The following is a 17,953-nucleotide window of genomic DNA, read 5'->3' as shown; positions in this document are numbered from 1 at the left end:
CGTCGAATTGACGGGGCCGTCTTCCGTATCTTGTAACATCCACCCCCTCAATCGTGACCTTGTCCGCGCCGTAAATCAGTCATTCTTCTGATCCGGGTCACCACTTTGACGATCGCAAGCCCGTTTTTCGTCAGGTGAAGGTTTTGACGCTCGCAGGAGAGTTCGTCGAACGCAATGAACTGTTGTTCGAACAGTGCGTCGAGATCGGCGCGGTTCAACTCGGCCTGGTCCCGCGCGTCGTCGACGAGCAGGAGAGTTGCAAATTCGTGCGGACTAAGGCTACGCTGAAGAAGCCAGCGTTTTCGCCAACAGCTTGTCGCTGAATTTCGGAATGCGAGATCAGCGACCCGACTGGTTCGATTTTCTGGCCCTGAAGGGCCTTGCAAGCGGGTCTCTCGACCCACTTTGGCTACTCATGGACGCAGCTGTGCCATCAGCCGCGTGCGGCTCATGTAGATGTTGGCCAGCGCGAGTGTGGTAAAGGCGCGCGTGGCGTTCTTCGCGAGGCCGCGATAGCGCACCTTGCCGAACCCCCACAGCCGCTTGACCACCGCAAAGACGTGTTCGACCCGGGCACGAATCTTCGACTTGCTGCGGTTTTTCGAGCGCCTGGCTTCATCGACTTCACCACTGCGATTGCGCACACGCTGGTTGGTGAAGTCCTTGGCTTTCGGCGCCTTGCTGGCGATGAGTTCCTTCTGGCTCGCATAGGCGCTGTCACCGTACACACGCTGCTCGCCGCCATGCAGCAGCGCCGGCAGCGGATGCTTGTCGTGCACGTTCGCCGCTGTCACTACCGCGCTGTGTGCCAGACCCGTCTGGCTATCCACACCGATGTGCAACTTCATGCCGAAGTACCACTGCTGGCCCTTCCTCGTCTGATGCATTTCGGGATCTCGCGCCTTGTCCGCATTCTTTGTGGAACTCGGCGCACCGATGATGGTGGCATCCACGATGGTGCCGCTGCCTACCTTCAGTCCGCGCCCTTGCAGTACCTCGCCGACCTTGGCGAACAATTGCTCGCCGAGCTTGTTGCGCTCCAGCAGCCGCCGGAACTTCAAGAGCGTCGTACCATCAGGAACGCGCTCGCGCCCCAGGTCAATGCCGACGAATCGCCGCAATGCGGTGCTATCCAGCAGCGCTTCCTCGCAGGCTTCATCGGCCAGGTTGAACCAGTGCTGCAGAAAGTGCATGCGCAGCATGCGCTCCAGACCCACTGGCGGGCGACCGCCCTGACCCTTCGGATAGTACGGCTCGACAACCTCGCACAACTGCGCCCACGGCACGATCTGCTCCATCGTCTCAAGGAACACATCGCGTTTGGTTGGCCGACGGTACTGTTCAAATCCGGCGCCTTGATCGGCCGCCATCGCAAGGGTCTGTTGTTTCATGCACATCTAACGATTGAGCGACCAATGCCGTTGACCTTTTTCAGCGTAGCCCTAAGCATTTTCATCTCCCCGCGATATGGAGGCTCGTTCATCTGATCGTTGCGCGACCAGATTTGACGACCTATTGCAGCCTCGTGATCCAGGTCGTGGTGAACGTGAACAGGTGGTTTTTCCTTAAAACATGGATTAACAATACATTATTTAAGGCATGTTGTCGACGGCATTCTGTCGCACTGTGTTGACGTGCTTGCCGTGTCGGAGAGGACTCCAATGCAGTGCGGTTTGTCTGTTTTCTGATTTAAGCGAGCAGAATCCCAGCGGGCTAATTGCCCAACTTTGACGACCCATCAAGATATCGTTGTTTCGACGGCGAAGTCGTCACGGTTTTGGTGCCGCGGTGTCTGCTGCATGAGCGTGGCATTCCGACGTTGCAGGGATGATTGAACGCAGGCTCAGATTACGCAAACGTCGGTGAAGCGGCTGAACGATGCTATGAGGCTGCCTGCAGCGAGAGGCTCACCGCCGGAGCGTCGCGAGGCTACTTTCCCTGGCAACGAGTGAACACGTTAAGGCGCCAGTCGGTTCCAGACATTCTAATTGGAAGCAGTGCTCCTTGAGCATCTTCGCGGCCGGTCGCCGCAGGGCTCGGATACGATGGACAAGGCCTCGATCCCGCAACGCGTGAGCCGCATCGAAGTAGTTGATCGCGGGTGAACATCGGTGATAGTCCTGAGGAAAGGGGCGGAAGTCGGTCGAGCGCTTGCTATATTCTGGCAACCAGGCTTTAATGAAGCCGTAAGCTTCGCGGATTCACTTCGAGTCCTCCATCTTTCGAGGCCAATAGCCGTGTTTTTTGTTTCCCTATGTTCTTTCGTACCAGTCGTTCTTTTCGGCCTGGCCGGGGAGAAGTCGACTGTGCGCAGGAACCCAGAAATAAATAACAAAACGCACCAGGAGCCGTGCTTGTCCGGCGGACAAGTCCGCACTTCTTTCTGCCCGGCGCTCCGCCTGACTACCACACGGTAGTGACCGCGGAAGCCGGGCCAAGCCTCCCAGGCGTCCCCACGACAGATAGACAACGGTAGCGATCCCTTGAGGGAATCGCGATGTGGTCACGCACGTGCGTGACCGCTCAATTGTGGGTCAATGTTGACTGAAGCCCAGTTGCGCTGCTCCGAGGCGTGGCGTTTTGTCGCCTACACAGCTTGCGTGGCGGGCTAACGTACGATTGGTTCAATTACGTCATGAAAACGCAAACTCAATACTTGCCCGTGCTCTTCGAGGTTGATATGGCTCGCTTTCTTGCACGTCTGCTTGACGAGACGGAGGCAGCGTATCGTCCAGCAATTCGTTCTACGAGTCCGACAGTGCGCGCGGAGTACAAGGGTTATCACCTGACAGCAAGCACCGAGAGGGCGCATGCTGACCTTTACGCTGCCAATCTTCTCGTTGAACGCCCCGGCCATCCGATCCATGCATTTCACGCACTGTACTATTTCTACGACGCGTGTCAGGCGGTGTGCTATGCGGAAGAGTGGGGAGAGTTATCGTCAGAAGTGGTGTACGGGGATGAGTCGGGGATTTGAGAAGGCGGCGGCGGTTAGCTGAGAATGTTGCTTGTCGAGAGTAACGAACCAGCGAACCGGAATCCACCACCATGAAGAAGTTTACGGAAGAAACGAACGACGGTAAAGCAGCAGCAAGCGTTGGTAGCCTTGATGAGCTGATCCAGCAAGGCGCGCGACAGATCATCCAGCAGGCGATCGAGGCAGAATTGGCAACATTGCTCGAACAGTACGGGAACGTGAAGACACTCGACGGCCGGCGCGCCGTGGTGCGCAACGGCTATCTGCCGGAGCGTGAGGTCGTCACGGCGATCGGTCCGGTCCCAGTCAAAGTGCCGAAGGTACGCGACCGCTCAGGCTCGGGCGTGAAGTTCAATTCGAACATTGTGCCGCCCTACATCCGCAAGTCACCACGGGTGTCGGCGGCGCTGCCGTGGCTCTACCTGCGCGGCGTGTCGACCGGCAACATGAGTGAGGCGCTCAGCGTGCTGCTGGGCGAGCAGGCGAAAGGGCTTTCGCCGAACGTAGTCAGCCGCCTGAAGGCGCAATGGGCCGAGGAGCACCTGTTATGGAACCGACGCGACCTAGCAGACGCGCGCTGGGTCTACTGGTGGGCTGACGGCATTCATACCGGACTGCGCAGCGACGATTCCGAGGGCCAGTGCCTGCTGGTGATCATCGGCGTGAAGCCGGACGGAACGAAGGAGCGCGTGGCGATCGCCGACGGCTATCGCGAATCGAAGGACGCGTGGCGCGACGTGTTGCTTGATCTGAAGGCGCGTGGCCTGCAAGGCGGCCCGATGCTGGCAAGCGGGGACGGTGCCATGGGGTTGTGGGCAGCATTGGCCGAAGTGTTCCCGCAGACGCGGCACCAGCGCTGCTGGTTTCACAAGACCGGCAACGTGCTCAACGCATTACCGAAATCGCAGCACAGCCGGGCCAAGGAAGGACTACAGGAAATCTGGCAAGCCGCCACGCGCGAAGACGCGCTCGCGGCCTTCAACCGTTTCGTCGACGTCTATTCGGCCAAATATCCGAAAGCCGCCGGGAAGCTCACAAACGATCGCAATGAGTTGCTGGCCTTCTACGATTTTCCCGGGGAGCACTGGCAGCACTTGCGGACCACAAACCCCATTGAATCGACGTTTGCAACCGTCCGGCATCGCACGACGCGCACGCGCAATTGTGTTTCGCGAGCGACCTTTCTCGGTCTGGCATTCAAGCTGATCGAGTCGGCCGAGCAATCGTGGCGACGCATTCGCGCACCAGAGAAGATCGCCTCGCTGCTTGAAGGAATCCCTTTCAAGGATGGCGTACCGGTGACCGACAGCACACCGGCCCAGCAACCGTTGGCCGCCTGATCATGCCTGCCGCCCGTACACCACATTTGACTTTAACTCGAGCGGGGACGACTTTGGGTGGATAGCAATGAGTAGTCTACGCTACACGCAGCGTCGGGAATCGTGCGAAACCGAATGTACGCAAATCGGCAGAACAGGTAACAGGAGGCTCGCAGAAATGCAGATCACTCCCCACTTTCAGACCGCGCCAATTTTGCGCTTTGTCGCACGGGATGTTGACGACCCGAGAGCAGCGCTTCTCTACTGGCTGGGAGTCGCTGAACCGTCGCGGGAAACGAGTTTTTTCCGAACGACGCAACGCTTCCGTCTGCTGATGCAAGTCGTGCTGCCAGATGAGCGGCCGGGCGTATTCGTGAACCGGTTTGCAATCCGCGCCGCTCTTCCAGCCGGCTCTATCAAGCGGTTAATTTTTCTGGATGATTCATGGCTTGAAGTGAGGTACAGCGGCAATTGCGACGATCTTTGCAATCTGTATCCGGCCTGGACACACACATGCCGTTAGCCAGATTCGATTCCGTTACGCCTAAGAAACCGAAAGTCGCAAACCTTCCGACTCAGCAAGGACTCGATATGCTCCAACTCATCATGGGCGGGGACTCACGCTGATCGTACGGACCACAAGCGGTATCATCTGTCTGCACTTTCTCCAGCGAGGACGGCGTTGGGTGGTGCATGGAGCGGTCAAACGGCAATGGTCCAGGCAGCGGGCGGACGGCCGCCTGGAACATCATCGGATGATTTCTATCGCAGCCCCGAAAACGGAGGGTTCACGGTCGAAACGAGATATGCGACTACGTCGTCTGACGAAATGGCTATGGCAGAAGTGTTGTGGCGAACAGGGCTGCAACAGAGCGGAAAGTGACAGTTATATATATCGTATTGTGATATATACTTTAAGTGCGCGATTGTCGTAATCGAACGTGCACGTGAAGGAGCGATGCGGCCAGGAGCGGCCAACATCGTTGCCTCGAGTGTGTGAGGACAAGGCGGTGTTGATAGCAATCGCGTGCGGCGTGACTGGATGTCTGCATGACCGACGATCGTTGCTGGAGACGTGAGGAAAAGGAAGACGCCTCGGTTTCACGGAATCACGCTCGCCGGAATGGCGGCCAATGAGATTATCCATGAAGGCATCGACAAGCTTCGAGCACGGGAAGATGCTTTAACGGACCATCTCGCAGTTGAAAATCCGGTCGAGCAGGTATCCTGACTTTCCAGTTCGTTGAAGGTCGACGCGATCGCCGTCGAGTATGACCGGTCGGGGTTCGTCGGATGAAGGGGGAGTCGTGCAGTTTTGGCCGATGGAGGCCGCTATGGACGATGTTTCTTATTGGGTTTTGTTGCTCTTCCTGACGTTACTGCTTGCGTACGCCTTGGTTTCAGCGCTCTCCGATCTAGGTCGGGACACGCTCACGGATGTTAGGCACCGGGACCGGACTGTGCCGAAGGCGGCGCTTCGCACACCACCATTGACGGCGAGTGTTCAGCGAATCCGCGAATCGTCAGATCGAGGTGGTCAATGCCGTGCCCGATCAGGCATGGACCCGAGGGTCAAACCGCGAAGGAGGCGGTGATGTCCGATCTCATTGTGCGGTTCGCCGTAGGCGCAGCAGCTTTCTCGATCGCAGTTTTACTTGTGGTTAGCCAGTATCGTCGCGAACATCTGCGGGAGCGGATAGTCGGACCAACAAACCAGCGGCATCGGTGGGACTGGATGCGCCGCCGGCGTCAAGGGCATGGGTCCGCGTTATGCCGTCGCGGGCAGGCTGCAATACTTTGGTAGCCGCGATCCGTGTCGGCTACGGGCACACTCCCCAAAGCCCGCCAGACGGAAACGGCTCTCGATCGGGCCGCCGAGGCTCGCGCGATGTGGCTCGCAGGCACGGCACCAGTTTGCCGTTCCATTGAAAATGTCATGCCGGCCGTTGCCAAGTCAACGACTGGCCGTCGCCTTGCCTTCACGCTGTCGTGCGTCGTATGGCAACCGGCGGATCGAGCGTCACACTTGCGGTCCGGCGACGATTCACACTAATTCGGGTTTATCCTGGCCGCAGGCGGCACCGACGGACCGGCGGCGCCGCTAGTCCCGACGTCGCATCACGTCCCAGAGTGTGTGAAAACTCGATTTTTGCCGCTCAGCGGGCAATTGACGGTCGGGTCGATCGCGTTTGATATAACGAGTTTGCGCCATCGAACAGTGCAAGCACAACAAAGCCCCTTGGGGCTTTAGCTTCCAGCCATCTTCATGGCCTTCATCATCGCTGCAACCCCAAGTATGTTCATGACTCGCTTCAGGTTGTAGGCCAACACCTGAAGGCTCATCTCTGTACTCACTCGCCCGAGCGTCCTGGTCAGGAAGTGTGCAGGACCCATCCAGTGTTTGAGCGTACCGAAGACATGCTCGACAGTACTTCGGCGGATGGTCATTGCATCGGGCTTCCGGTCGAGCCGACGTTGCATGGCTTCCAGTGTGTTCTCATGTTCCCATCGTCGGATGCGACGATAGTCGCTCGGTGAACATCGTTCCTTTAGATGGCAACGCGGGCAGGCACTGGTCCAGTAAACCCGCAGGTTCATGTCATGCTCGACAGTCGTGAACCGATGGATGGCTCGCTCGCCAGCAGGGCATCGATACACATCGCTTTTTGCCACGTAAATAAAGTCGGCCTTGGTGAAGAGACCTTTCTTCCGGGATGCGGAGGTGAGTGGCTTAGGAACGTACGCACTGATGTCGTTCAGATCGCACGCACGTATCTCCGGCCCGCTGAAGTAACCCCGGTCAGCAACAACCTTCAGCTTCGATCTGCCCATCGCGTCCTTCGCAGACCGCGCCATCCTGCTGAGTTGCCCGTGATCGTTTCCGACATTAGTTACCTCGTGCTCAACGATCAGGTGATGCTTCGTGTCTACGGCTGCCTGAACGTTGTAGCCCACTATGCCGGAGCCTCTTCCGCTTGCTGCCATGGATCTCGCGTCGGGATCCGTCATCGACAGTTGTTTGTCCGGTTGCTTCGCTAATTGCTTCCTGATCTGTGCGAGCTCACGCATCTGCTGGCGCAAGCGGGCGATCTTCTCGTACAGGCGAACGGTCTTCACATCGAAACCTGTTGGACTGGTCCGGTCTGCGGTTGCAATCAGGTCGAGATAGCGCTGCACGCTTTCTTCGATCTGCTGCTGACGCTTGTCGATCTTGCTAGCCGTGTAGTTCCTGTCGCGGCTGTTTGACGCCTTGAACTTGCTACCGTCGATGGCCACCATGTCACTGGATAGCAGCTTTAACCCGCGACACAATTCGACGAAACGCCGGCATACGTTGCGAATGGCCACGCCGCTGTCACGGCGAAAGTCGGCGATCGTCTTGAAGTCCGGAGCCAGACGTCCCGTTAGCCACATCAACTCGACGTTGCGCTGACATTCACGCTCAAGACGCCGGCTGGAAGGTATCCGGTTCAGATACCCGTAAATATAGATCTTCAGCATCACACCCGGATGGTAGGACGGGCGGCCCGTGATCGCAGGCGTGGTACCGTTGAAACCGAGTTCTGCAAGATCCAGTTCGTCGACGAATGCATCGATGACCCTGACCGGATTGTCCTGTCCGATGTAGTCATCGACACATTCGGGAAGTAGTGCGACCTGCTTGCGGTCATCGCCTTCAACGAATCGCTTCATGAGTCACCCGGTCTCAGTGCGTTGATTCAGTTTAGACGATCAATGCGTTTTCACACACTCTGGTCCCAGCAACGACGATGGTCCATTCGCCTCAGTAGCCGTTCCCGCAGATGTTCGCGGCGATAGTGGCCAATGACCAGTGTCGTCGCAATCGCGAGCACAAACGCCCCGACGACCACACCCATCCAGGATTCGATCATGGCGATCTCCTTTCCTTCTGCGACTTCCATTAGTGGTTCAGTGTAGGCAGTGACCAACGGTAACCGCAATACGTCATTTACCATTCTTCAACGCGTCGGCGATAATCTCCAGTTTCATCAGTAGCACCGATGCCTGTGTGACGGCTGATCTGGAAATTACCGGTGTATCCAGCAACGCGTTGATCCGGTTTCGCCAGTATTCGGGTTGCATGACAGGGATTCCAAGCCCGACGGTATTGCCACTCTGCACCAGTCGCTCAAGTTGAAGCACCATGTTCCGGATATGAAGGAGCTCATGCTGCTCAAGGTTATGCGCCATTGCCCGTTCACTCCCAACTCATTTTCGAATTTTGCATGTTGCCTATTTCTTGTGTCAGGTACTACCAAGCATTCAGCTTACCTGAAGACATCGTTGCCGCGGCGCACCCGAAAAATGCAGAATCTTGATGTTCAGGGTATTAATCGATCACAATGCCCACCGCATCGGCACGGTGATTGATTTTTTTAATTTGCAAAATTACTTATATACCCCTCTCTATCGGCCGAACATCATCAACAAAGCTGGATGACGGGTATATGCGGCGTTATACGAGCGCATCGCCAGACGCTGTCACACCAGAAGGACGATTCTCCCGAGTTACACCGGAGCGGCGTCGGCAACCCATCGCCACAAACGAACGATCGTTTGTGGCGATGAGGTCATGATTGGACGGCCACCGGATCACTGCATATGCTGGCCGCCGTTGACGGCGATGTTGGATCCGGTCACAAAACCCGCGTCGTCCGAACACAGGTAGAGAACCAGCGCCGCCACTTCTTCCGGCTTACCGAGCCGACCGGCGGGGATCTGTGGAATGACCTTCGTGTCCAGGATGTCCTTGGGCACCGCGTTCATCATCCGGGTGGCGATATACCCGGGCGAGATCGTGTTGACCGTCACGCCTTTCTTCGCAACTTCGAGCGCCAGTGCTTTCGTGAAACCATGCATGCCGGCCTTGGCGGCTGCGTAGTTGGTCTGACCGACCGCGCCTTTTGAATCATTGACGGACGAAATGTTGATGATGCGGCCCCAGCCACGTTCGACCATGCCGTCGCACAGCGGTTTAGTCATACTGAACACCGAATCCAGGTTGGTACGGATCACCGCATCCCAGTTGACCTTGTCCAGCTTCCTGAAGGTGGCATCGCGCGTAATCCCGGCGTTGTTCACCAGGATGTCGACCGCGCCGACCTCGCGCGTGATTTTTTCCGCGCAGTGCTGGCAGGAATCGTAGTCGGCCACGTCCACCGCATAAGCGTGGAATGAACGGTCGTCCGCAGCCATCCTCTCGAGCCAGTTCTCGACATCCGCATTGTTCAGCGAATGGGTGACCACCACTGTGTAACCCGCGTCATGGAGTTCGACACTGATCGCCTCGCCAATCCCGCCCATCCCGCCCGTCACCAGGGCTAGCCGTTCTGACATGGTTCAATCCTCTTCCAAAGGGTTAATAGTCAACAATGTTGGGTGGATGCCTCCGCCACGCATTACGTGTGGGCGGGGAGTCGTGAGCGACCAGTGCGCTTCGTCGTGTCGCGATGACGAAGGCGGCCGCCTGCGAATGTCTATTTCTTCGCCGTGCTCGATGCCTGCTCGACGGAACGTTGGGCCGCTTTTGATGCCGCGGTGACCGCCAGGCTGAGGTTGCTTCCGGCGACTTCGACGGCTTGCCGCGTGGTCTGATGGACCGCTTCGTACAACGTACCGGTTGCCGTGATAGCGGTCTCCCACGCGGAGATGACGGCTTCCGAACCACCGGGTGCGTTCCGCCCGACATGGTCGACCAGCGTTTGCATCTGGCAGTTGCGCGCCTTGTATTGCGCCTCGGCGACCTTCGCGAATCCGGTCTGCATCGTGGCCATAATCGCGAACACCTGGCTGCTGTATGACTGGATCTTCCCGACCGCTGGCGCCATCAGGTGGCCCGGCAGGGCGTGCCGTTCCTGCTGCGTCTTGACCGACAGCGCCTTGAGGACGTTATCCTGACTTTCGACCAGGGTCGCTCTGAATGCCTGCAGGTTCAGTTCGACCAGCTTCTGGAAGCCTTCGACCGCTGTGATGGGCAGACCGAACATCGTGTCAAGACTGGCTTTCTGCGTTGCGGCGATTTGATCCGGTGACAAAAAATTCATGATTCCACTCGTGAAATTCGATACGTCGCGTGCCGCGAGAATGGGACGAGGAGGCTAGCGCGGCGGACCGGGTTGATTGATATCGGAGAAGGTGCCTGGTCTCGTCCTGTCGAAAAGGAATGGACGTTGGCTACCTCGAAGTACTGCTGATCTGAACTGAAGGCGATGCTGATCGCGGGCAGGCGCCTGTTCAAAGCGACGAGTTGGCGCTGTAGCAGTTCGTCAAGATTCGCGTGCTCGTGCCCGATCTGATCGGGGGCATTGCGGATCAACATCAGCGTGGCGAATTCATGTGGGCTCAACATCTTCGTCTCCTGGCAAAAGATGCGGGTTGTCTGGAAAAGGTGCTGGACGACAGTCGTGTCGCGAGCAGAACCTGTCGGCAGATGACTGTTCATCGATCCAGTCTACGCATTACTAAGTGCTTTCTATGACATTACAAAGTCACACCATGCTAGTGCCGCAGGGCACTGAAAGCAACCTTTTCAAGATATCTTTTACAGTTCAATTTCATCTAATGATTAACCTTCGTTTGCCGCACACGTGATCGGGTTGGCGTTTGAATCCGGTTCGAGCGGTACCACGAACACTTGTCTCGCGGGCATGACCTTGAGCACACACCGCTCTTGTTTGAGCTTTCCGTGTTAATCATCGCGGGTACGCGCGTCGTCGCGCAACTGTCGCTCGGCGAACGGGAGGCATCCGTGCCTTTCCGGAGAGACGAAATATTCCGGGATCGTTTGCGATCCGTTGCCGCCTTCTGAGGAACCGGCGGGTGTGAAGGTACTTGTCGGCACAGTCATGCAGCCAAAGGCCGTTTATGTGCGGTGTGGGAGTCCATCGTAACGGCGGTATGGCGCCGCAGATTGAGCGTGAGAGCGTCGATTGGTGTCCCGTCTCCCGTGCGCGACTGACCTGTGGGTTACGTTGGGTCCACGCAGCCGGGCGACCATTCTGTGAAGCAGGATGCGGCGTCGCAGAATGTGGCCGGTTGTAGTCAACTGCTCATTTATGAGGCTGCCGCACAACCGGCCGAACTGCAGGTTCGTGGTTGAGCAGTCGCGTCAACGCGCCTCGTTTTGCGACGAGGTCGGCCAGCGTATAGTTGTCGAGCACTTCAAAATACGCGCGCAATGCGTCGCCAAGCACGCCTCGCAGCCCGCACGCGGCGGTGATCACACACGCGTTGGCTTCCGCATTGAAGCATTCGACCATGTGAAAGTCTGGTTCCATCGTACGGACCACCTCACCGACATTGATCGTCGTCGCAGGGCGCCCCAGACAAAGTCCGCCTGCGCGGCCTCGCGATGTGCTGAGATAACCGGCGCGCCCCAATGCGTGGACGATCTTCATCAGGTGGTTGCGCGGAATGCCAAATGCGTCGGAGATTTCCTGAATTGTGACGAGTTCGTCACTGCGCACCGCAGCGTAGATCAACACTCGTAAGCTGTAATCGGTGAAGTCGGTAAGTCGCATAGGGATCCAATAAGGTACATCAAGATTATATCTTTTCGACACGTAGCGTTAGAAACCCGCATCCAGGCGGCTTTGTTCGGAAGGGGTGTTGTGGGTGCGTTGCGGCTGCGATATAAGCAAGGCTTCAGAGAAGAATTGGATTCAAGCGGATGCCATACAAAGCCAGACTCCAGGAAGGCGCGGAGCGCAAACGCAAGAAGCCGACCTATCGGGTGACGAACAGCCATGAATACAATCAGAGCCTGAAAAAGCGCGGCATGATCAGTTTGTATTTCCCTGGCGGCGATCTGAAAGCGCAGTTCATCAATGCGAGGCCTTACACCCAAGGGATCCCGGGACGCGAGCCGACTTATACGGCCGGTTATATCGAGCTGATCTACACGTTCTACCGGTTGTTCGGCTGGGGCATGCGGCAGATCACCGGCTACATGGCAGACTATTGGGCTACCCGAGGGCTGGACATTGCGGTGCCCAGCTTGGCCACCTGTGCGACCAGTTTGCCGCGCTGGAGGTGAGCGTCGAGCAGCACTGCGGGCAACTGGCGAGACGGCTAGCTGACGGCGAAGCTGTGAGCGTGATTGTCGACAGCACGGGACTGAGCTTCGGTCGCGCCAGTGAGTGGTACGAACAGAAGTACGGCCAAAGAGCCACGCGTACGCCGTGGCGCAAGATGCACCTGGCGATCGATGCGGACATGAACATTCACGCAATCAGCATCACGACCACGGAAGTGTCGGACAGCGAAGGCATGGATGCTGTGCTGCCGGCTGATGTACCGGTGGACCGGGTGATTGCCGACGGCGCGTACTACAGCATCGAGCGCACGGAGGCTTTCTCACTCGCAGGAGTGACGCCCGTCATTCCACCTCCGGCTCATGCCGTGGTGCACGGCATGGAGGATACGCGCTGGCATGACCAGATCGTCGGATTCATTCAGGACAAGGGCATTTATGCGTTCCACAAGAAATACGGCTATGGCCTGCGCTCGCTGGTCGAAGCGCAGATCTCGCGCATCAAGCGATGCATTGGCGCCACCCTGCTGACGCAGAAAATTGCGTCACAGCACAGCGAAGGCGTCATCATCGCCAACCTTGTGAACCTGTGGAATTCATTTGGTAGGCCTGTTTGCCTCAAAAATGCATAGTTGCGCCCGCAGCAAGGAAACCCCGTCTCTTCCGAACAAAGCCCATGCGACGCGCCTCTCTTTGGCCAATGCCGAAAGGCGCAACCCTCCAGAGCGTTTCGTCACTGCATAAGCTGCCCTTAAGGAGAGGCTGCTAATTTTCGTGCAGACAGGGCGCGGTAGCGGAATTCTGCTTCTGACGTTCGAGACGCCTGCATGTCAGGATGTTCCATTTTTTTCGACCACGCAGGAGGGCGCCTCAGCCGAGGAGTGAACATGTCGGACAAGCATATTTCGAGAAAATTTGATGTCGACCTCAAACTGCTCTCAAGCCGGTTGCTCGAAATGGGCGGCCTTGTGGAGTCGCAGATTGCGCTCGCAATGGACGCAATGAACACGTTCGATTTGGCACTTGTCGAGCAGGTCCTCGAGGGCGAACGTCGGCTCAATGCGATGGAAATAGAAATCGACGAAGAAGTTTGCAACATCATCGCTCGTCGACAGCCCGCCGCACGTGACCTGCGACTCCTGATGGCCACGTCGAAGTGCATCACCAACCTTGAGCGTGCAGGTGACGAGGCCCGGAAGATTGCGAAGCGGACGCGCCGCATTGCCACGGAAGCCAACGCACGTAGTATCAACATCGCTGAAATCAAGGTTTCCGGCGAAATGGCCTTACATATCCTTCGCAGAGCGCTGGATGCATTTGCGCGGATGGATACCGTTGCAGCAGCACAGATAATCAGGGACGACGAAGCCATCGACAATGAGTTTCGAGCCTTCATGCGCAAGCTCGTGACCTACATGATGGAAGACCCTGGGACAATCTCGACTGGACTGGACTACCTGTTTATCGCGAAGGCCATCGAGCGGATTGGTGACCACGCGACCAATATCGCCGAGTCGGTTGTCTATGTGGTTAGCGGCACCGATGTTCGCCATGTACCTCGGGACCAGTTTTGATACGGCACGTCTGGCAACTGAGGCCTGGCAAGGCGTCAACCACTGGGGCGTGCTGCACAACCCGGAAGTGCTGCGTGTTGTGGCCCGCCTGCTTGCTGAACCCCGCCACGGCGCTTTGCGGACGTTCATAGATACCTGCGTCGCCAAGTCTTCTAGATGTCGGAGGCAAAGCACTCGGACCGCTGCGGACATCAGTCTCGCCTCCACACCGCGCAGTCTGAAGAGCCGTGAGCAGCAGGCCGATGAGTGGTTTGCCCTCGCAGAACAACTGATAGCCACCGACGCTCTCGGCGCAGAGCAGGGATGCCGGAAGGCAGGCGACGGGCTTGGTAAAGGGCAGCAGCGCATCGTCCGGGAAAGTGTTGTGGCGCATGGCAGCATGCCCAGGTTTGGTGTACGCGCTGTATTGCGGGTTCGGAGCGAGCCCGAGCGCGGGCATCGTGCGTGCTAACAAACGCTTAGGTGCGGCTGTCATGGTTTGTCAGAGTGCGCGCATAACTCGCCGTCGCCCTTTGCTAGTCTTTGACTGGGGGGGAGCCTGCCATGTACGCAAACCGGTTGAGTACGCGGGCGCTACCATAGTGCCTGTGGCGTCGCTATCGGTTCGCGGATATGCCGCGACGGCTATTGTTACGAATGGAGTCGGCAAACAGCGCGCCTATGGACCGCTGAAACATTTCACTACCGAGAAAGCCGCGTGCGAATACGCCGTTTCTTACGCGAAATCCCGGCTTGGCCGCCGATGGAGACGGAAGGAAAAATGACAGATCGCGACGGCATTGCCTGCTGAGACTATGCACGGTCGGCGGACCATGAACAACGCACGGGGAAATCGGTCGAAACGGCCCAAGGATAACACCGTGACTGCCGGTACTCACGCATGGCGTGCGAGGAGCGGGCCCGCACACGCTTTCCTTCGGAGGTTGCCTCGGCTCTTTGCTGCTCTTTTCTTGGTCGCTGCGGCGCACAGCATCCACGGTTTCCATATGATTCACGGAACTCTTCCCAAGCGGCGGAGCGTCCCCAACGTTACCTGGAAGGAAGCTGAACCTTCCACCGCAACCGCCATCCGGTTACACAAAAGCGGTTCTAGCGGCCCCGGAATCTGAGAGACCTGTCGTCGTTCTGCGCATAAGTCGTCGGCGCGGCGGCGGAGTGGTCCATTTTGCGAAGCGCCGTGGCCGCGCTTATGTCGGCAAACGAGAGGCGCCTCGCAGCTCAAGCTATGTGCTCTACCGCACACAACTCGGCAGAGCGTAGGTTATCTGAAATGCGCCGCACCTATGCTGCGCTTTCTGGCGAGCACACAGGAGGCAATATGTCATCGAAGCCCGCACTTATTCTTGTCATGCGCCATGCGGAGAAACCGGTCGATCCGATTGATCCCAACCTTTCGGAGGCTGGATACGCGCGCGCAGAGGAGTTGGCTCCCTACATACCGGAAAAATTCGGTCCACCGGATTTTATATTCGCAGCGGCGATTTCGAAGAACAGTGCGCGGCCGTATGAAACGGTTGAGCCTTTGGCGAGAAAGATTGGAAAGCCGATTGATGCTACCTTCGCGGATCAGGATTACAGCGCTCTCGCACAAACCCTTTTTACTGCGCCGCAATATGCGGACAAGAAGGTGCTCGTCTGCTGGCACCACGGGAATATTCCGTCGCTGTTGCGGATGCTCGGCTGCAAGGCCGGCGACTATCCGGATCCGTGGGATCACACGGTGTTCAACCTCATTTTAGAAGTTCAATTCCCTGATGCTTCTGCCACGGTCGAACAGGTTGAAGAGCCCTTCTAGGCAAGCTTGCGTCGTGACGTAGCTTCGCAACACACCGATCCGAGTCGGGAGTGCGGCGGAAGAGTAAGCAAGTCCATATTGGCCCGATACCGACAGGACGGCTTCGGCATGCTCGCTGACGAACAGTCGTTGGAGAAGCTTCGGTTGACGCTAAAGTGGCCGAGCATAACTTAATGAGTTTCGAACAGGGCGATACGCGTTGTCCGGTTGCAAACGGGTTGCTACTTGACCGTCTTTGGTTCGCGCAGCGCTGAAACTCATCTTCGGCACTACGCATTTGTCACTGAAGACAGGAGGTTCTCATGGAAATCTGCATAACTATCGGCGGGATACGGCACTGTTACGAAGTCCCGATCGTCGAACTACCGATTCCCATCCATAAGCCGGGTCCAGGGCCCGTCAATTACCCGTGGCTTATTCGCGACGCGGTCATACTTGCCGCTAGTCTGCGACGGAGAAGATTGCGGACGCCAACGTTCGTGAAAAACTCGCTGGAGGACTTGGAGAGGCTCTGAAGGCGATACAGGACCGCGCAGGCTCTCATATCAGCATACAACCTTAAGTTTCTGGAAGGAGTGAGTCCGGGCAGACTGCCGAAGGGAGCGCGCTTCGTCGATTCCAACGATCATAGCGCTCCTCAAACATGCCGGTCTTCAGTTGCGGTCTACGACGTCTTGCGTCGAACGAGGCGCTGCCCGATTTTTCGCTACAGGAGCTCTCAGACTTCGAGGTCACGAGAAGCCAGTGGTAGCTTCTTGGCAGGGGTGCCTATGACGTCCGTTTCGCGAAGTCTCACACCGATGCGCGACGGCACGCGCCTCAAGTTGATTCCTCCCAAGCCAGAAATCGGATTTAGGTCGCCTACGTGTGGTCCGCCAGTTCTAACGCGAGACGGGCATGATTGAACACGAGCGCGCGTCGCCGTCTTACAGAAGGAATCCTCGTCCTTTCCGTACGATGCGCGGCAGCCTCAGGCTGAGGGGCCGGGAGGCCGTCAACTGAGCAGTTACCGATGACGATTCAATTGGCGCCGAGCGTAGTCGTTTTACGGATTGAAGTTGTTTCGTTCCGCCTTGTTCGAATCCGGAACGAAACCCAATGACTCCGCGCATCTGACCATAGTCTGTTTGAGTCTGCTGTGACGGAATACTGGCACCGCCCATCACACTTTGATGGATCAGCCGTCATGGAACCGAAATCGGTTATCGAGAATGCCGCCGCCCCGCATCGACGACATCAGGTTTGTATCTTCGGCGCCGGTCCAGCCGGGTTGGCTGCAAGCGCGCGACTTCTCGACTGTGGACGTGACGTGATTGTCTTCGAACGGGCGCCGCCGTTCAAGCCGTGGGGTGGCGAGTCGTTTACCGGTGCCATCCGCGCGCCACTCAAGACGCTCAGCATGTGGGACGTGTTCAGACACGCTGGGCACGTCGAAGGCCATGAGCGCCAATGGGCATGGGGCGGTGAGCCGCAGGTTGAGAGTGCGGTATTCGAACCCCACGGCGCGCTGTGGCATGTGGACCGCGATCGCTTCGACGATGACCTCCGGCTTGCTGTTCGTCGGCGTGGCGGCTTGTTCCACAAGTATCGCAGACTGGATTCGGTCACGAAGCTTGCGGGCAAATGGCAAATCAAACTTGATGACCAGTACGAATGCACTGCGGGCTTTATTGTGGATGCAACTGGACGCACGCGGGCCCTCGCCCGTAGACTCGACGCACGTGTCGTGTCCCATGATCGCCTCATCGCCCTGACTGCAGCCGTGCCACGAGACGAGAGCGACGTTGCCATCCGCTCAATGCTTGTTGCCTCGACACCCTTCGGCTGGTGGTACACGTCTCCGACGCCGAAAGGACACGTCGCCGCGTTGCTAACAGATCCTGATCTCGCCGCTCCGGACGTCCGTCATCGGCTGCGCCCCGTACCTGCGAATAGCGTATTCACGTATGTCCGGCCTGGAGAAGGCTGGACGCCGGTGGGTGATGCCTGTGCGTCGCACGATCCGCTGTGCGGCTGGGGTGTTTGTCGGGCGCTGGAAAACGGAATTCTTCTGGCCGACGCGATTGATGCGTGGCTTTCCAGCGGAAAGTCTTCTCCTCTTACTGAATTTCACCAACATTGCGAAGGGCAATACAACGCGTATCTGAAAGGACTTGCCGACCACTACGCGATGGAACAGCGTTGGCCGTTGGCGACCTTTTGGAAACGTCGGCGTCAATTCGCGTCCACATGAGA

The 17,953-nt window shown here is 57.6% G+C and carries 18 protein-coding genes; 9 read left to right on the top strand and 9 right to left on the bottom strand.

The genetic code is table 11. The annotated features are described in order from the left end of the window. Positions 1–47: 47 nt before the first annotated feature. Both HF916_RS03270 and HF916_RS03265 read right to left on the bottom strand, forming a co-directional pair. Positions 48–218, bottom strand: coding sequence for a hypothetical protein (locus HF916_RS03270; protein ID WP_240975329.1), 171 nt, complete (start codon positions 216–218; stop codon positions 48–50). 195 nt (positions 219–413) lie between these two features. Next, the gene (locus HF916_RS03265) at positions 414–1,391 is read right to left on the bottom strand and encodes an IS5 family transposase (RefSeq protein WP_168787361.1); all 978 of its coding nucleotides are present in this window, start codon (positions 1,389–1,391) and stop codon (positions 414–416) included. A gap of 1,244 nt (positions 1,392–2,635) precedes the next feature. Between HF916_RS03265 and HF916_RS03260 the strand changes: the two genes are divergently transcribed. The 3 genes from HF916_RS03260 (at position 2,636) to HF916_RS03250 (ending at position 4,819) form a co-directional block, all read left to right on the top strand. Then, entirely contained in the window at positions 2,636–2,977 is a 342-nt protein-coding gene (locus HF916_RS03260; protein WP_168787788.1) for a hypothetical protein, read from the top strand. A gap of 71 nt (positions 2,978–3,048) precedes the next feature. Next, positions 3,049–4,317 (top strand): IS256 family transposase, encoded by a 1,269-nt coding sequence (locus HF916_RS03255; RefSeq protein ID WP_168787787.1) that lies wholly within the window; start codon positions 3,049–3,051, stop codon positions 4,315–4,317. A gap of 157 nt (positions 4,318–4,474) precedes the next feature. Continuing rightward, positions 4,475–4,819, top strand: coding sequence for a hypothetical protein (locus HF916_RS03250; protein ID WP_168787786.1), 345 nt, complete (start codon positions 4,475–4,477; stop codon positions 4,817–4,819). Between the two features lie 1,724 nt (positions 4,820–6,543). On the opposite strand, the gene HF916_RS03245 is transcribed toward HF916_RS03250, so the two are convergent. The 7 genes from HF916_RS03245 to HF916_RS03215 form a co-directional block, all read right to left on the bottom strand. Further along, a complete protein-coding gene (locus tag HF916_RS03245; protein ID WP_168787785.1) occupies positions 6,544–7,989 on the bottom strand; it encodes an IS1182 family transposase in 1,446 nt (481 codons plus the stop codon). A 50-nt stretch (positions 7,990–8,039) separates the two neighbouring features. Beyond that, entirely contained in the window at positions 8,040–8,189 is a 150-nt protein-coding gene (locus HF916_RS03240) for a hypothetical protein (protein WP_168787784.1), read from the bottom strand. 73 nt (positions 8,190–8,262) lie between these two features. Next, on the bottom strand, positions 8,263–8,508 hold the full coding sequence (locus tag HF916_RS03235; protein WP_168787783.1) for a hypothetical protein: 246 nt from the start codon (positions 8,506–8,508) through the stop codon (positions 8,263–8,265). 402 nt (positions 8,509–8,910) lie between these two features. Next, positions 8,911–9,654: an acetoacetyl-CoA reductase gene (phbB, locus tag HF916_RS03230; protein ID WP_168787782.1), complete on the bottom strand. Its 744-nt coding sequence runs from the start codon at positions 9,652–9,654 to the stop codon at positions 8,911–8,913. 140 nt (positions 9,655–9,794) lie between these two features. Next, positions 9,795–10,361, bottom strand: coding sequence for a TIGR01841 family phasin (gene phaP, locus HF916_RS03225; RefSeq protein WP_168787781.1), 567 nt, complete (start codon positions 10,359–10,361; stop codon positions 9,795–9,797). After that, on the bottom strand, positions 10,358–10,759 hold the full coding sequence (locus tag HF916_RS03220) for a hypothetical protein (RefSeq protein ID WP_168787318.1): 402 nt from the start codon (positions 10,757–10,759) through the stop codon (positions 10,358–10,360). Before HF916_RS03220 ends, phaP begins: the two co-directional genes overlap by 4 nt. Positions 10,760–11,366: 607 nt before the next feature. Further along, entirely contained in the window at positions 11,367–11,837 is a 471-nt protein-coding gene (locus HF916_RS03215; protein ID WP_168788976.1) for an Rrf2 family transcriptional regulator, read from the bottom strand. 149 nt (positions 11,838–11,986) lie between these two features. Here HF916_RS03215 and HF916_RS03210 point away from each other — a divergent pair, with 149 nt between their 5' ends. From HF916_RS03210 to HF916_RS03185, 6 genes are all read left to right on the top strand, one after another. Beyond that, a complete protein-coding gene (locus HF916_RS03210; protein WP_206001771.1) occupies positions 11,987–12,352 on the top strand; it encodes a hypothetical protein in 366 nt (121 codons plus the stop codon). Next, entirely contained in the window at positions 12,349–12,981 is a 633-nt protein-coding gene (locus tag HF916_RS03205) for a transposase (protein WP_346777709.1), read from the top strand. The genes HF916_RS03210 and HF916_RS03205 overlap by 4 nt, the downstream gene beginning before the upstream one ends. 255 nt (positions 12,982–13,236) lie before the next feature. Beyond that, positions 13,237–13,923 carry a phosphate signaling complex protein PhoU gene (gene phoU / locus HF916_RS03200; RefSeq protein WP_168787780.1) on the top strand — a complete coding sequence of 229 codons (687 nt, stop codon included), beginning with the start codon at positions 13,237–13,239 and terminating at the stop codon, positions 13,921–13,923. Continuing rightward, positions 13,901–14,374, top strand: coding sequence for a hypothetical protein (locus HF916_RS03195; RefSeq protein ID WP_206001826.1), 474 nt, complete (start codon positions 13,901–13,903; stop codon positions 14,372–14,374). The genes phoU and HF916_RS03195 overlap by 23 nt, the downstream gene beginning before the upstream one ends. Before the next feature lie 819 nt (positions 14,375–15,193). Beyond that, positions 15,194–15,718: a histidine phosphatase family protein gene (locus HF916_RS03190; RefSeq protein WP_168787779.1), complete on the top strand. Its 525-nt coding sequence runs from the start codon at positions 15,194–15,196 to the stop codon at positions 15,716–15,718. 1,186 nt (positions 15,719–16,904) lie between these two features. Continuing rightward, a complete protein-coding gene (locus HF916_RS03185; protein ID WP_168787778.1) occupies positions 16,905–17,951 on the top strand; it encodes a hypothetical protein in 1,047 nt (348 codons plus the stop codon). Positions 17,952–17,953 lie beyond the last annotated feature (2 nt).

Origin of the sequence: Paraburkholderia aromaticivorans, from assembly GCF_012689525.1 — a bacterium.
Taxonomy (GTDB): Bacteria; Pseudomonadota; Gammaproteobacteria; order Burkholderiales; family Burkholderiaceae; genus Paraburkholderia; species Paraburkholderia aromaticivorans_A.
This window is presented reverse-complemented; position numbering and strand designations above follow the sequence as displayed.

Excerpts from the sequence above, each read along its gene's own strand:
- HF916_RS03265 (WP_168787361.1), bottom strand. The coding sequence starts at position 1,391 with ATGAAACAACAGACCCTTGCGATGGCGGCCGATCAAGGCGCCGGATTT.
- HF916_RS03260 (WP_168787788.1), top strand. The coding sequence starts at position 2,636 with ATGAAAACGCAAACTCAATACTTGCCCGTGCTCTTCGAGGTTGATATG.
- HF916_RS03255 (WP_168787787.1), top strand. The coding sequence starts at position 3,049 with ATGAAGAAGTTTACGGAAGAAACGAACGACGGTAAAGCAGCAGCAAGC.
- HF916_RS03250 (WP_168787786.1), top strand. The coding sequence starts at position 4,475 with ATGCAGATCACTCCCCACTTTCAGACCGCGCCAATTTTGCGCTTTGTC.
- HF916_RS03245 (WP_168787785.1), bottom strand. The coding sequence starts at position 7,989 with ATGAAGCGATTCGTTGAAGGCGATGACCGCAAGCAGGTCGCACTACTT.
- HF916_RS03240 (WP_168787784.1), bottom strand. The coding sequence starts at position 8,189 with ATGATCGAATCCTGGATGGGTGTGGTCGTCGGGGCGTTTGTGCTCGCG.
- HF916_RS03235 (WP_168787783.1), bottom strand. The coding sequence starts at position 8,508 with ATGGCGCATAACCTTGAGCAGCATGAGCTCCTTCATATCCGGAACATG.
- phbB (WP_168787782.1), bottom strand. The coding sequence starts at position 9,654 with ATGTCAGAACGGCTAGCCCTGGTGACGGGCGGGATGGGCGGGATTGGC.
- phaP (WP_168787781.1), bottom strand. The coding sequence starts at position 10,361 with ATGAATTTTTTGTCACCGGATCAAATCGCCGCAACGCAGAAAGCCAGT.
- HF916_RS03220 (WP_168787318.1), bottom strand. The coding sequence starts at position 10,759 with ATGAACAGTCATCTGCCGACAGGTTCTGCTCGCGACACGACTGTCGTC.
- HF916_RS03215 (WP_168788976.1), bottom strand. The coding sequence starts at position 11,837 with ATGCGACTTACCGACTTCACCGATTACAGCTTACGAGTGTTGATCTAC.
- HF916_RS03210 (WP_206001771.1), top strand. The coding sequence starts at position 11,987 with ATGCCATACAAAGCCAGACTCCAGGAAGGCGCGGAGCGCAAACGCAAG.
- phoU (WP_168787780.1), top strand. The coding sequence starts at position 13,237 with ATGTCGGACAAGCATATTTCGAGAAAATTTGATGTCGACCTCAAACTG.
- HF916_RS03195 (WP_206001826.1), top strand. The coding sequence starts at position 13,901 with ATGTACCTCGGGACCAGTTTTGATACGGCACGTCTGGCAACTGAGGCC.
- HF916_RS03190 (WP_168787779.1), top strand. The coding sequence starts at position 15,194 with ATGCGCCGCACCTATGCTGCGCTTTCTGGCGAGCACACAGGAGGCAAT.
- HF916_RS03185 (WP_168787778.1), top strand. The coding sequence starts at position 16,905 with ATGGAACCGAAATCGGTTATCGAGAATGCCGCCGCCCCGCATCGACGA.